The following is a 13,251-nucleotide window of genomic DNA, read 5'->3' on the forward strand; positions in this document are numbered from 1 at the left end:
TTAAAGGTGACGTCATGAATGAAAAATTGAATGATTTAAAAGAAAAACTGAATAATTTACACACCGCTATCAGTTCAATAAATTTTCCGCAGCAAGATTTCATTGATGTTAATAATTATCAATACCCCTTCCTACATTCAGAAGATTTAGTATACTTCCCGAAAATGCTATCTGAAAAGATAGGTAGGATGACTAAGTTTGAACCTTCTGAAAATGATGTTGAAATTATAGATTCTATTATTTACTCTTTAGATAAAGCACAGCTTAATTTAAACCATTTGAATCACAGCAGTACTAATATATCAGGGCCTGCAATTGCATCGTATTTGGTTTCCATGCTTTATATAAGCGCGGAATTAAATGAGTTGTTTTCTTTCGAGATTTTGAACAACAAGGAGCTTCTTCCGAAAAAAATAATAAATAGGCTAGGTTTGTATCAATCTAATCTTCAGGTTATTGGGGAGAAGATGGGAGACCTCGAAGGGAAGATAGATACTATCAATGAAGCTTATGATGCTGCAGAGAGTCTACCTACAACCTTAAAATCTCTTAGGGAGACAAATGAAGAGATTAATCAATTAAATGAATCTTCAGAGAAAAATGCAAATTCAATCGGCGGAATATTAGAGCAAGCTAAGTATGAAAGCAAAGAAATAAATGAAATAAAAACTGCTGTTACACAATTGCATAATAATGTTGCGAAAGAAGCTGGCGATTATTTGAATGAACTCAAAATTAAAGCTCAAGGATATATCGATAAGTGTGAGGAGGCCTTTAGGACAACGACATCTAAAGGCTTAGCTGGAGCTTTTGAAGACAAAGCAAAAAAACTTAACGCCAGTATCAGGCTATGGGTTGCAGGCTTAATCACAGCCCTAGGGGCGGGGGCAGTTGTTGGTTACACTCGATTGCATGCCCTTGAAGCATATTTATCGAATCCTAATGCTTCAGGCATCAAACTAACCATACAGTTGATCTTATCAATGCTCAGTGTAGGTGCTCCACTTTGGTTTGCTTGGTTAGCCACTAAGCAAATTGGTCAACGATTCAGATTGGCTGAAGACTATGAATTTAAAGCCAGCGTTTCTAAGGCTTATGAGGGTTATCGTAGAGAAGCGCTGCAGTTAGATTCTGACTTCTCACAGCGTCTTTTTGGCAATGCGCTTACTCGACTTGAAGAGCCACCATTGAGATTCGTTGAAGAAACAGCGCATTCATCCCCAATAATGGAAATGTTATCATCTGATGGGTTCAGAAATTTAGTAGAAAAAGGTGGTGACAAAATGGATGTTATTCTAGGAAAAGCGGGCCTGACAAGAATTAATAAGATAAATGAAAATGTTCCCGACAAAAAAGAGATAAATGATGAAGATGAGTAGTGCTTTCGGGTAATAAAAAGGCCGCTCTCTGCGGCCTTTTTATTATAAAGTATTTTATTTAAGGTTAATAACGTCTTCTCCAATCCATGGATTAGGCTCATTTAATCTTTTTTGTTGTGGATAAAGTTCATTTCGAACAAACACTTTACTTGTTTTTCTACATCTTTTTTTATCGACATTACCAGGCATTATCCCCATCATCTGATGGCAGAATGCGGTGTGCCACCATCATGTCGTCCCGGCTAATATTCCTGATATTAAGAAATTCATTCTTCGCCGCCACCTCTGACAGCGGGATGCTCTGAATTCCATCTTTTTTGCTGTTGGTGAGTACATAAACAAGTTGCGGAAGTTGCCCGGCCCTTTGGCGCTTTTCATGGTCTGGTAGATGTTGTTTACGTCCTCCTGGTTCTGGGCAGCGTTGGCCATATACATGTTAAGCGCGCATGGCTGCCGTTGATGTAATATTGCGACGGAACAGCGTGGCGGACTCGTTGAGCAGGACGGAGGGAATGGCTGAAAGGTAGCCGGGTAGCGCGTAGATTTCCTGGTTAACATCAGGTCCAAGAAGATGGAAAATGCTTCCCGGTGTGAATGCATAGCGCTGCCGCAGTTTTGCCGCCATCCGTTCAAAAGCGGTCTGGTAACCCCTTAAATGTTACAAACATAAACCCCAAACAACAAAAAACCCATCAACCTTGAACCAAGATGGCGGGGTTGATGGGCTCCACAAAAATGGGGACATCAAAGAAAAGCAGTGGCACTAATTGAGACTGGCGCTTTTTCGAAAAGTTCGCGCCTTAGGCAAAATTTCTCGTTTTTTTATGTGCCGGGCCAGATGATGACGATAAGCGTACCGGCGAGGGTCAGCAGAACGTTGGCAATCGCATACGTGCCCGCATAGCCGAGCGCCGGGATATTGCTGCGCGCGGTGTCGCTGATGATCTCCATCGCAGGCGCACAGGTACGCGCGCCCATCATCGCGCCGAAGAGCAGCGCGCGGTTCATGCGCAGCACATACGCGCCAAACAGGAAGCAGATCACAACCGGCATAAGGCTTACAATGAGACCCGCGAAGAGCATCTGGCCGCCCACAACGCCGAGCCCGTGGCCGATGCCGCTGCCCGCGCTCAGGCCAACACCCGCCATAAACACCATCAGGCCGAACTCTTTAACCATCATCAGCGCGCCCTGCGGGATATAACCAAACGTCGGGTGGTTGGCGCGCAGGAAGCCGAGCATGATGCCCGCGAACAGCAGCCCCGCCGCGTTACCGATGCCGAAGCTGAACGAGCTGAACTGGAACGTGATCATCCCAATCATCAGGCCGACAATAAAGAAAGCGCAGAAGGCGAGGAGGTCGGTCACCTGGCTGTGAATGGAGATAAACCCGATGCGGTCGGCGATGGTTTTCACGCGTCGCGCGTCGCCGCTCACCTGCAGGACGTCGCCCTTGTTAAGCACGATATTGTCATCAATCGGCATCTCAATCTGGCTGCGGATGACGCGGTTTAAGAAGCAGCCGTGATCGGTGAGCTTCACCTGGCCGAGGCGGCGACCCACCACGTTGTGGTTTTTCACCACGATCTCTTCGGTGACGATGCGCATGTCCAGCAGGTCGCGGTCGAACACCTCTTTACCGTTACGAAAGCTCGGGTCGAGGCGCGCGTGCGCGTCCGGGTAGCCCACCAGCGCGATTTCATCGCCCATCTGCAACACCGCGTCGCCGTCCGGGTTCGCGAGAATGCCGTTGCGGCGGATACGCTCGATGTAGCAGCCGGTCTGACGATAAATGCCGAGCTCGCGCAGGTTTTTGCCATCAGCCCAGGCGACCAGCTCCGGCCCCACACGATAGGCGCGAATAACCGGCAGATAGACTTTGCGGTTGGCGTCAGTGTCGAGACCGCGCTCGCGTGCAATCTGCTGGGCGCTGGTTTGCAGGTCCTGATGCTGAAGCTTTGGCAGATAGCGCGCACCGAAAATCAGGCTGACCAGACCGATAAGATAAGTCAGCGCATAGCCGAGGCTCAGGTGATCCAGCGCCTGGGCGAGCTGCGCGCCTTCCATGCCCGCGTGACGCAGCGTGTCGCCCGCGCCCACCAGCACCGGTGTTGAGGTCATCGAGCCCGCCAGCATCCCGGCGGTCAGGCCGATATCCCAGCCGAACGCCTTGCCAAGGCCGAGCGCGATAAGCAGGGCGCTTGCCACCATCACCAGCGCGAGCATCAGGTAATTTTTGCCGTCGCGAAAGAAAATGGAAAAAAAGTTGGGCCCGGCTTCCACGCCGACGCAAAAAATAAACAGCATAAAGCCGAGGTTAAGCGCGTCGGTGTTAATCGAAAAATGCTGCTGGCCTAATAATAATGAAACCACTAAAACGCCAATGGAATTACCCAGTTGCACAGAACCCAGGCGTAATTTACCAAGACACAGGCCGAGCGCCAGCACCACAAATAATAACAGGATGTAATTCCCGTTTAACAAATCTGCGACGTTTATATTCACGGAGGCTAACTTCTTGTTTACCAGTAAGTTGTTGAAAGGGAGAGACTTCTGGGCTAGGATTTTGCTTATGTTTGCCGGAGGTGCGTTTGCCGGCGCAGTTATTTCGTCTGCATAAGCGTTTAGCCGCCGCTAGTTTAATCGTTATGTATAGTATCGGCCAGCAAGAATATTCTAATACCCGCAGTTAATTATGAGGCACGGATTGCCGCCATGCTTTATCTGACTAAACATCCGCAGTGGCGGAGAGGAGATCAGGTTGATACAGGCACTATCAGGGGGATATCTGTTGATGCGACGTCATAGCCGGGCTGCGACCGCCTGCTGTTTTATTCTGTTTCTGGCGGTGTTCATTGCGCAGAAAAGGGTGCTGTACTCGTTCACGCCGCTGACAGGTTCAATGGATTTAGGCATCTTATTTTTTATGCTGCCGGGGGCGCTGGCGGGTGTGTTCGCCCGTCGCGGACGCGAGCTTAAGCCGCTGCTCGGCGCGCTGGTGGCCGCGCCGGTGTGTCTGGTGCTCCTGCATCTGTGGGGCGGCGCGGGGCGGTCATTCTGGCAGGAGCTGGCGTGGATTTTCAGCGCGCTGTTCTGGTGTTCTTTCGGCTCGCTCTGCTGGCTGTTCCTGCTGACGCTGCTGCGTCGTCGTAATGGCATAAACCGGCTGTAACAGCCGGTTTCATCTTCTTCCTAAACGCAACGTTCCGTTAACCGCCATCCGGCGCATTACGATTATACTGATGAGTTTTGAAGCCAGCCTTTAGCGGGCTTTTTTAACACCACCAGGAATAAGGAAAACGTAATGACGCCAACGATTGAGCTGCTCTGCTCGCACCGTTCTATCCGCCACTACACCGATGAGCCCATCAGCGACGCCCAGCGCGAAGCGATTATTCACGCGGCGCAGTCGGCCTCAAGTTCCAGCTTCCTGCAATGCAGCTCGATTATTCGCATTACCGACCGCGCCATGCGCGAGCAGTTGGTGACGCTTACCGGCGGCCAGCCGCACGTCGCGAAGGCGGCCGAGTTCTGGGTGTTCTGCGCCGATTTCAACCGCCTTCTGCAAATCTGCCCTGAGGCGCAGCTGGGCCTTGCCGAACAGCTGCTGCTCGGCGTGGTGGACACCGCGATGCTCGGTCAGAACGCGCTGGTCGCGGCGGAATCGCTCGGCCTCGGCGGCGTTTACATCGGCGGCATTCGTAACAGTATTGAAGCGGTGACCGAACTGCTGGGCCTGCCGCAGCATGTGCTGCCGCTCTTTGGCCTGTGCCTCGGCTGGCCGGCGGACGATCCGCAGGTGAAGCCGCGTATGCCCGCCGGGCTGATGGTGCATGAAAACCGCTATCAGCCGGTTGACCGCGAACTGCTCGCTGAGTATGACGAACAGATAGCCGACTATTATATGCACCGCGACAGCAACGCCCGCCGCGACACCTGGAGCGACCAGATCCGCCGCACCATCATCAAAGAGAACCGTCCGTTTATTCTCGACTATCTGCATAAGCAGGGCTGGGCGACGCGCTAAGCCGTTTTACATTCCCCCGCCCGCGCGGGGGCGTGTATGATAGGCCGGTTTTCACGACGTGTTCAGAGAGGTGCAGGGTGAAAATCGCCATTTTGTCCCGGGACGGTACGCTCTATTCTTGTAAACGCCTGCGCGAAGCCGCCACGCGACGCGGCCATCAGGTGGAAATCCTCGATCCGCTTTCCTGCTATATGACCATCAACCCGACGGCGTCCTGTGTGCATTACAAGGGCCGTCAGCTGCCGCATTTCGACGCGGTTATCCCGCGTATCGGCTCCGCCATCACCTTTTACGGCACCGCCGCGCTGCGCCAGTTCGAGATGCTCGGCAGTTACCCGCTCAATGAATCGGTGGCCATCACGCGCGCGCGCGACAAGCTGCGTTCGCTGCAGCTGCTGGCGCGCCAGGGCATTGATCTGCCAGTCACCGGCATCGCCCATTCGCCGGACGACACCAGCGATCTTATCGACATGGTGGGCGGCGCGCCGCTGGTGGTGAAGCTGGTGGAGGGCACGCAGGGCATCGGTGTGGTGCTGGCGGAAACCCGCCAGGCGGCCGAAAGCGTGATTGACGCCTTTCGCGGGCTCAACGCGCACATACTGGTGCAGGAATATATTAAAGAGGCCAAAGGGCGCGATATTCGCTGTCTGGTGGTGGGCGACCGCGTCGTCGCGGCCATCGAGCGGCAGGCGAAAGAGGGTGATTTTCGCTCGAACCTGCATCGCGGCGGCGTGGCGCGCATTGCTGAGATAAGCGAACGCGAGCGGGAAATCGCCATTAAAGCCGCCGCGACGCTGGGGCTCGATGTGGCGGGCGTCGATATTCTTCGCGCCGAACGCGGCCCGCTGGTGATGGAGGTGAACGCCTCGCCGGGGCTGGAAGGCATTGAAAAAACCACGGGGCTTGATATCGCCGGCCAGATGATTGCCTGGATTGAGCGTCACGCGCGGCCCGGCTACTGCCTCAAAACCGGCGGCTGACGCGCGTCATGGTATAACGTCCGTTTTTTGCGTAAGCTATCCGATTGACATGTTTGTTTACTAAAATGAGGCTACAGGTTTATGGATTCACTCGTCGTCCCCACGCTGGACACCCTGCGCCGCTGGCTCGATAACCTCGGCGTGAGCTTTTTCGAGTGTGATACCTGCCAGGCGCTCCATCTTCCGCACATGCAGAATTTCGACGGCGTGTTCGACGCCAAGATAGATCTGGTGGATAACGTGGTGCTTTTTTCCGCGATGGCGGAAATCAAGCCCTCGGCACTGCTTACGGTCGCCTCCGATCTCTCGGCTATCAATGCCGGTTCGTTGACGTTAAAAGCGTTTCTCGACATTCAGGATGACAATCTGCCGAAGCTGGTAGTGTGCCAGACGCTGCTGACTGAGGTCGGCGTGACGGTGGAGCAGTTCGAGGCGTTTTATCGCCAGAGCGAACAGCAAACCTCGATGGTCATTATGGAAGCGCGTGCGCAGCAGCTGATTTACGCGCCTGAAGAGGACGAAAAAGGCGAACCCGTAGTGAATAACCATTTTCTTCACTGATCCCGCCTGCTTTTAGCGCAGTCGCCACCAGGGCGACTGCGTATTTCGATTTTTTATTCTGCATTGAAACTGTTGCGATAGCATAAATCACCGCTCACCGTCCCGTTTTGGCTTATCACATAGACCAAATCTGACTAAAAAATTGTTAAAAGGCGTTTTTTATTCCGGGCTATAGCCTCCGGGTCAGGCTACAGTTATCCTTGCGAGGCTGCATACAGCGTGCAACATCTGCTGGAGAGTCGCTCTCCTTTTTTCTGCGCAGAATGACCATCTATGCATGAATCTTGCATATGTTTAATTGCGTAAATTTAGTTCGCGCCCGCGCGGACTTTTACCCTTTATTCAGAAGGAAAACAGATATGTCCACCCAGAGTAAAAAATGGTTATCGGGTGTAGTTGCCGGTGCGTTGATGGCCGTATGTGCGACGACCTCAGCGGCTGAACAGAAAACGCTGCATGTGTATAACTGGTCAGATTATATCGCCCCGGACACCATTGCGAACTTCACCAAAGAGACCGGCATTAAAGTCGTCTATGACGTGTTCGATTCCAACGAGGTCCTGGAAGGCAAACTGATGGCGGGCAGCACCGGCTTCGATCTGGTGGTGCCTTCCGCAAGCTTCCTTGAGCGCCAGCTCACGGCAGGCGTTTTCCAGCCGCTCGACAAGAGCAAACTGCCGAACTGGAAAAACCTCGACCCGGAAATCCTCAAGCTGGTGGCGAAGCACGATCCGGATAACAAATACGCCATGCCGTATCTCTGGGCGACCACCGGTATCGGCTATAACGTGGACAAAGTCAAAGCCGCGCTTGGTAAAGACGCCCCGGTGAACAGCTGGGATCTGGTGCTAAAGCCGGAAAACCTCGAAAAACTGAAAAGCTGCGGCGTCTCGTTCCTGGATGCTCCTGAAGAGATCTTCGCCACCGTGCTGAACTACCTCGGCAAAGATCCGAACAGCAGCAAAGCGGACGACTACAGCGGCGCGGCGACCGACCTGCTGCTGAAGCTGCGCCCGAACATTCGCTACTTCCACTCCTCGCAGTACATTAACGATCTGGCGAACGGCGACACCTGCGTGGCCATCGGCTGGGCGGGCGATGTCTGGCAGGCGGCGAACCGCGCGAAAGAAGCGAAGAACGGCGTCAACATCTCCTACTCCATTCCGAAAGAGGGCGCGCTGGCGTTCTTTGACGTCTTCGCGATGCCGGCAGACGCCAAAAACAAAGAAGAAGCGTATGAGTTCCTCAACTACCTGATGCGCCCGGATGTTATGGCGCACATCAGCGATCACGTCTACTACGCGAGCGGTAACAAAGCATCCACGCCGCTGGTGAGCAAAGAAGTGCGTGATAACCCAGGCATCTACCCACCGGCGGACGTGATGGCCAAGCTCTTTACCCTTAAGGTGCAGGAGCCGAAGCTGGATCGCGTGAGAACCCGCGCCTGGACCAAAGTGAAAAGCGGTAAATAAGGCTGCCTTACCGTAAGCGGTCTGCATCGGGGCGGTGCAACTGCCCCACAACAGGACAGAGGACATGTGCCTCTGTTCTGCCATTTGTGCGGCGACCGGGCCGCACAGGTACTTTTGCTTTTTGCCGGAGAGCAATGTAGTGAATGACGCTATTCCCCGCCCACAGGCGAAACCCCGCAAGGCGCTGACCCCGCTGCTGGAAATCCGTAACCTGACCAAATCGTTTGACGGCCAGCACGCCGTGGACGACGTCAGCCTGACTATCTATAAAGGCGAAATTTTCGCGCTGCTCGGCGCCTCCGGGTGCGGAAAATCGACGCTGCTGCGCATGCTCGCGGGCTTTGAAACGCCGACCGCCGGGCAGATCGTGCTGGACGGCGTGGATCTCTCCCACGTGCCGCCTTACCAGCGCCCGATCAATATGATGTTCCAGTCTTACGCGCTCTTCCCGCATATGACGGTCGAGCAGAACATCGCCTTTGGCCTGAAGCAGGACAAACTGCCGAAGGCGGAGATCGCAAGCCGCGTCGAAGAGATGCTCGGGCTGGTACATATGCAGGAGTTCGCCAAACGTAAGCCGCACCAGCTGTCCGGTGGCCAGCGTCAGCGCGTGGCGCTCGCCCGCAGTCTCGCCAAACGCCCGAAACTGCTGCTGCTCGACGAGCCGATGGGCGCGCTTGATAAAAAACTGCGCGACCGTATGCAGCTCGAAGTAGTGGATATTCTTGAGCGCGTCGGCGTGACATGTGTGATGGTGACGCACGATCAGGAAGAGGCGATGACGATGGCGGGTCGAATCGCCATTATGAACCGCGGCAAGTTTGTGCAGATAGGCGAGCCGGAAGAGATCTACGAACACCCGACGACGCGCTACAGCGCCGAGTTTATCGGCTCGGTCAATGTGTTTGACGGCCTGCTGCGCGAGCGCCGCGACGACGGGTTAATCATCGACGCGCCGGGGCTGGTGCATCCGCTGAAGGTTGACCCGGACGCCTCGGTGGTAGACGGCGTGCCGGTACACGTGGCGCTGCGCCCGGAAAAAGTCATGCTCTGCGACGAACCGCCCGCCGATGGCTTTAACTTTGGCGTCGGCGAGGTCGTGCACATCGCCTATCTCGGCGACCTTTCTATCTACCATGTGCGGCTGCACAGCGGGCAGATGATCAGCGCCCAGTTGCAGAACGCGCACCGCTACCGCAAAGGCGCGCCCACCTGGGGCGATGAAGTCCGCCTGTGCTGGGATGCGGACAGCTGCGTTGTGCTGACGGTGTAAGGAGGCGAAACATGAGTTCCCTTGAACGTCAAAGCGAGCCGCCGTCCGCCGCACCCGGCGGGTTCCGGTTATGGCTCGCGCGCCTGCAAATGGCGCATGGCCGCAAGCTGGTTATCGCGCTGCCCTACGTGTGGCTGATCCTGCTGTTTATGCTGCCGTTCCTGATTGTCTTTAAAATCAGCCTGGCGGAAATGGCGCGGGCTATTCCGCCGTATACCGATCTGGTGAGCTGGGCGGACGATCAGCTGTCGGTGACGCTGAACATCGGCAACTTCCTGCAACTGACCGACGATCCGCTCTATTTCGAGGCGTATTTGCAGTCATTGCAGGTGGCGGCGATTTCGACGCTGTTCTGTCTGCTGCTCGGCTATCCGCTCGCCTGGGCGGTCGCGCACAGCAAGCCCTCGACGCGTAATATCCTGCTGCTGCTGGTTATCCTGCCGTCGTGGACGTCGTTTCTTATTCGCGTCTACGCCTGGATGGGCATTCTCAAAGAGAACGGGGTGCTGAACAACGTGCTGCTGTGGCTCGGCGTTATCGATCAGCCGCTCGCGATTCTGCACACCAATCTCGCGGTCTATATCGGGATCGTCTACGCCTATCTGCCGTTCATGGTGCTGCCGATTTACACCGCGCTGACCCGCATCGACTATTCGCTGGTGGAAGCCTCGCTCGATCTGGGCGCGCGCCCGGTCAAAACCTTCTTCAGCATTATCGTGCCGCTCACCAAAAGCGGGATTATCGCGGGCTCGATGCTGGTGTTTATCCCGGCGGTTGGGGAGTTCGTTATCCCGGAACTGCTCGGCGGGCCGGACAGCATCATGATTGGCCGCGTGCTGTGGCAGGAGTTCTTTAACAACCGCGACTGGCCGGTGGCCTCGGCGGTGGCGATCACCATGCTGGTGGTGCTTATCGTGCCCATCATGTGGTTCCACAAGTATCAGAACAAAACGATGGGAGACCATGCATGAACAATCTGCCCGTGGTGCGCTCGCCGTGGCGCATTCTGATCCTGGTGGTCGGCTTCGCGTTTCTCTACGCGCCGATGCTGATGCTGGTGGTCTACTCGTTTAACAGCTCGAAACTGGTGACGGTGTGGGCGGGCTGGTCCACACGCTGGTATGGCGAGCTGTTCCGCGATTCGGCGATGATAAGCGCGGTAGGACTGAGCCTGACGATTGCCGCCTGCGCCGCCACGATGGCGGTAGTGCTGGGCACGATCGCGGCGGTGGTGATGGTGCGGTTCGGGCGTTTTCGCGGCTCGAACGGCTTCGCCTTTATGCTCACCGCGCCGCTGGTTATGCCGGATGTCATCACCGGGCTGTCGCTGCTGCTGTTGTTCGTGGCGCTTGGCCACGCTATCGGCTGGCCGTCGGACCGTGGAATGCTGACCATCTGGCTCGCGCACGTCACGTTCTGTACCGCCTATGTGTCGGTGGTCATCAGCTCGCGCCTGCGCGAGCTCGACCGCTCGATTGAAGAGGCGGCGATGGATCTCGGCGCCGCGCCGCTGAAAGTGTTCTTCGTCATCACCCTGCCGATGATCATGCCTGCGGTAGTTTCCGGCTGGCTGCTCGCCTTTACGCTCTCGCTTGATGATCTCGTTATCGCAAGCTTTGTCTCGGGGCCGGGGGCCACGACGCTGCCGATGCTGGTCTTCTCCAGCGTGCGAATGGGCGTCAACCCGGAGATCAACGCCCTGGCGTCCATCATCCTCGCCGTGGTCGGCGTTATCGGTCTGATCGCCTGGTTTTTCATGGCGCGGGCAGAAAAGCAGCGACTGCGCGACATCCAGCGTGCAAGGCATAGCTGAACCGCCTAAAATCTGCAATCATGTGCCCCCAGCGCCGCGTATGACGCGGCGCTGCTTCACAGGGAAGGCGAGATTTGGACATTTTCAGCAAAGCGCGACAATCACACGCCCGAATGAACGCTCCTACGCTGGTACAGGTGGCGGCGATAGGCATTATTTCTACGCGCTGCCTGGATCTGCTGATGATCTTCAATCTGCTGGGCGTGCGCGGCGTGATGGACTTTATCCACCGCAGCGTCCAGACCTGGAGCCTGACGCTGATTTTCTTCGCAAGCCTTGTGCTGCTATGCATCGAATTCCGCTGTGCGTTCGTCATTCTGCAGGGGCGCGCCTGGGGCCGTTGGGTCTTTTTGCTCACTCAGATTATCGCCACGGGCTATCTCTGGGCGGCGTCGCTCGGCTGGGGCTACCCTGAGCTTTTCAGCATCGCGGGCGGCTCGCGCCGCGAGATATTCCATTCGCTGGTGATGCAAAAACTGCCCGATCTGCTGGTGCTTTCCCTGTTATTTATTCCCGCCCGCAGCCGACGTTTTTTCCGACTACAGTAATCCTGCGGCGTGATAGAATCGCCGGTCCGCGTTTTTCTTAAGGTTTTTAGCTATGCACTGCGCACTCTATGACGCCGGGCGCTGCCGCTCCTGTCAGTGGATTGAACAGCCCCTCGACACGCAACTTGCCGACAAAATGACCGATCTGCGAGCGCTGCTGGCTGAACTGCCGGTGGGCGACTGGTGCGCGCCGGTCAGCGGGCCGGAGCAGGCGTTTCGCAACAAGGCCAAAATGGTGGTGAGCGGGAGCGTGGAAAAACCGCTGCTCGGGATGTTGCACCGCGACGGCACGCCGGTAGATCTGACCGAATGCCCGCTTTACCCGGCGTCGTTTTACGCAGTCTTTGCGGCCTTAAAACCGTTTATCGCCCGCGCGGGGCTGACGCCGTATAACGTCGCCCGCAAGCGCGGCGAGCTGAAATACCTGCTGCTGACCGAGAGCACGCTCGACGGCGGGCTGATGCTGCGCTTTGTGCTGCGCTCGACGACCAAACTCGAGGCGCTGCGCGCCGCGCTGCCTGCGCTGCTGGCACAACTGCCGCAGTTAAGGGTGGTGACCGCCAATATTCAGCCGGTGCATATGGCGATTATGGAAGGCGACGAGGAAATCTGGCTTACAGAGCAACAGGCGCTGGCCGAGAATTTCAACGGCGTGCCGCTGTGGATCCGCCCGCAGAGCTTTTTCCAGACCAACCCGACGGTGGCGAGCGCGCTTTACGCCGCGGCCCGCGACTGGGTGCGCGCGCTGCCGGTAAACCATATGTGGGATCTCTTCTGCGGCGTGGGCGGTTTTGGCCTGCACTGCGCGACGCCCTACATGACGCTGACCGGCATTGAAATCGCGCCGGAAGCTATCGCCAGCGCCAGCGCCTCGGCGCAGCAGCTTGGGCTGCGTAACGTGCATTTTCAGGCGCTCGATTCCACCGATTTCGCGACAGGCCAGCAGGCGGTGCCGGACCTGGTGCTCGTCAACCCACCGCGTCGCGGCATTGGGGAGGCGCTGTGCGATTATCTGAGCCATATGGCGCCAGGCTACATCATTTATTCCAGCTGTAACGCGCAGACGATGGCAAAAGATATTGCGCGTCTGCCGGGTTACCGTATCGCTCGCGTGCAGTTGTTCGATATGTTCCCGCATACCGCGCATTATGAGGTGCTGACGCTGCTGGTGCGGCAGTAAATCCCGGAAGGGCGGGTA

Annotated in this window: 12 protein-coding genes and 1 pseudogene; 11 read left to right on the forward strand and 2 right to left on the reverse strand. The window is 55.9% G+C overall.

The features are described 5' to 3' along the window. The first annotated feature begins 14 nt into the window (after positions 1-14). On the forward strand, positions 15-1,379 hold the full coding sequence (locus tag AFK67_RS06925) for a hypothetical protein (RefSeq protein WP_007711805.1): 1,365 nt from the start codon (positions 15-17) through the stop codon (positions 1,377-1,379). Positions 1,380-1,433: 54 nt separating this feature from the next. On the opposite strand, the pseudogene AFK67_RS06930 reads toward AFK67_RS06925, so the two are convergent. Next, a pseudogene (locus tag AFK67_RS06930) lies at positions 1,434-1,986 on the reverse strand (phage portal protein); the annotation flags it as partial. A gap of 215 nt (positions 1,987-2,201) precedes the next feature. After that, entirely contained in the window at positions 2,202-3,884 is a 1,683-nt protein-coding gene (locus AFK67_RS06935) for an aspartate:alanine antiporter (RefSeq protein ID WP_038883949.1), read from the reverse strand. Between the two features lie 289 nt (positions 3,885-4,173). Here AFK67_RS06935 and ybjM point away from each other — a divergent pair, with 289 nt between their 5' ends. The 10 genes from ybjM to rlmC all read left to right on the forward strand — a co-directional run bounded on the left by ybjM (position 4,174) and on the right by rlmC (position 13,233). Continuing rightward, the gene (gene ybjM / locus AFK67_RS06940) at positions 4,174-4,551 is read left to right on the forward strand and encodes an inner membrane protein YbjM (RefSeq protein ID WP_007711797.1); all 378 of its coding nucleotides are present in this window, start codon (positions 4,174-4,176) and stop codon (positions 4,549-4,551) included. A 132-nt stretch (positions 4,552-4,683) separates the two neighbouring features. Next, positions 4,684-5,406 carry an oxygen-insensitive NADPH nitroreductase gene (gene nfsA / locus AFK67_RS06945; RefSeq protein ID WP_007711794.1) on the forward strand — a complete coding sequence of 241 codons (723 nt, stop codon included), beginning with the start codon at positions 4,684-4,686 and terminating at the stop codon, positions 5,404-5,406. Between the two features lie 77 nt (positions 5,407-5,483). After that, positions 5,484-6,386: a 30S ribosomal protein S6--L-glutamate ligase gene (gene rimK, locus AFK67_RS06950; protein ID WP_007711791.1), complete on the forward strand. Its 903-nt coding sequence runs from the start codon at positions 5,484-5,486 to the stop codon at positions 6,384-6,386. Between the two features lie 81 nt (positions 6,387-6,467). Continuing rightward, positions 6,468-6,947, forward strand: coding sequence for a type III secretion system chaperone family protein (locus AFK67_RS06955; protein WP_007711789.1), 480 nt, complete (start codon positions 6,468-6,470; stop codon positions 6,945-6,947). Between the two features lie 359 nt (positions 6,948-7,306). After that, positions 7,307-8,419, forward strand: a complete 1,113-nt coding sequence (gene potF / locus AFK67_RS06960; protein ID WP_007747025.1) for a spermidine/putrescine ABC transporter substrate-binding protein PotF — start codon at positions 7,307-7,309, stop codon at positions 8,417-8,419. A gap of 139 nt (positions 8,420-8,558) precedes the next feature. After that, positions 8,559-9,692 (forward strand): putrescine ABC transporter ATP-binding subunit PotG, encoded by a 1,134-nt coding sequence (gene potG, locus AFK67_RS06965; RefSeq protein WP_007724244.1) that lies wholly within the window; start codon positions 8,559-8,561, stop codon positions 9,690-9,692. Positions 9,693-9,703: 11 nt separating this feature from the next. Beyond that, a complete protein-coding gene (gene potH / locus AFK67_RS06970) occupies positions 9,704-10,663 on the forward strand; it encodes a putrescine ABC transporter permease PotH (protein WP_007724242.1) in 960 nt (319 codons plus the stop codon). Continuing rightward, entirely contained in the window at positions 10,660-11,505 is an 846-nt protein-coding gene (gene potI, locus AFK67_RS06975; RefSeq protein WP_007747033.1) for a putrescine ABC transporter permease PotI, read from the forward strand. The genes potH and potI overlap by 4 nt, the downstream gene beginning before the upstream one ends. A 113-nt stretch (positions 11,506-11,618) precedes the next feature. Next, positions 11,619-12,053, forward strand: a complete 435-nt coding sequence (locus AFK67_RS06980; RefSeq protein ID WP_050556150.1) for a YbjO family protein — start codon at positions 11,619-11,621, stop codon at positions 12,051-12,053. Between the two features lie 52 nt (positions 12,054-12,105). Then, positions 12,106-13,233: a 23S rRNA (uracil(747)-C(5))-methyltransferase RlmC gene (rlmC, locus tag AFK67_RS06985; RefSeq protein WP_007724238.1), complete on the forward strand. Its 1,128-nt coding sequence runs from the start codon at positions 12,106-12,108 to the stop codon at positions 13,231-13,233. The last annotated feature ends 18 nt before the right edge of the window (positions 13,234-13,251 follow it).

It is taken from the genome of Cronobacter dublinensis subsp. dublinensis LMG 23823, from assembly GCF_001277235.1.
GTDB classification, from domain to species: Bacteria; Pseudomonadota; Gammaproteobacteria; order Enterobacterales; family Enterobacteriaceae; genus Cronobacter; species Cronobacter dublinensis.

Bases quoted from the DNA above. Each gene is read 5' to 3' on its own strand.
- AFK67_RS06955 (WP_007711789.1), top strand. From the start codon at position 6,468: ATGGATTCACTCGTCGTCCCCACGCTGGACACCCTGCGCCGCTGGCTC.
- nfsA (WP_007711794.1), top strand. From the start codon at position 4,684: ATGACGCCAACGATTGAGCTGCTCTGCTCGCACCGTTCTATCCGCCAC.
- AFK67_RS06925 (WP_007711805.1), top strand. From the start codon at position 15: ATGAATGAAAAATTGAATGATTTAAAAGAAAAACTGAATAATTTACAC.
- potI (WP_007747033.1), top strand. From the start codon at position 10,660: ATGAACAATCTGCCCGTGGTGCGCTCGCCGTGGCGCATTCTGATCCTG.
- potF (WP_007747025.1), top strand. From the start codon at position 7,307: ATGTCCACCCAGAGTAAAAAATGGTTATCGGGTGTAGTTGCCGGTGCG.
- rlmC (WP_007724238.1), top strand. From the start codon at position 12,106: ATGCACTGCGCACTCTATGACGCCGGGCGCTGCCGCTCCTGTCAGTGG.
- AFK67_RS06980 (WP_050556150.1), top strand. From the start codon at position 11,619: ATGAACGCTCCTACGCTGGTACAGGTGGCGGCGATAGGCATTATTTCT.
- ybjM (WP_007711797.1), top strand. From the start codon at position 4,174: ATGCGACGTCATAGCCGGGCTGCGACCGCCTGCTGTTTTATTCTGTTT.
- potH (WP_007724242.1), top strand. From the start codon at position 9,704: ATGAGTTCCCTTGAACGTCAAAGCGAGCCGCCGTCCGCCGCACCCGGC.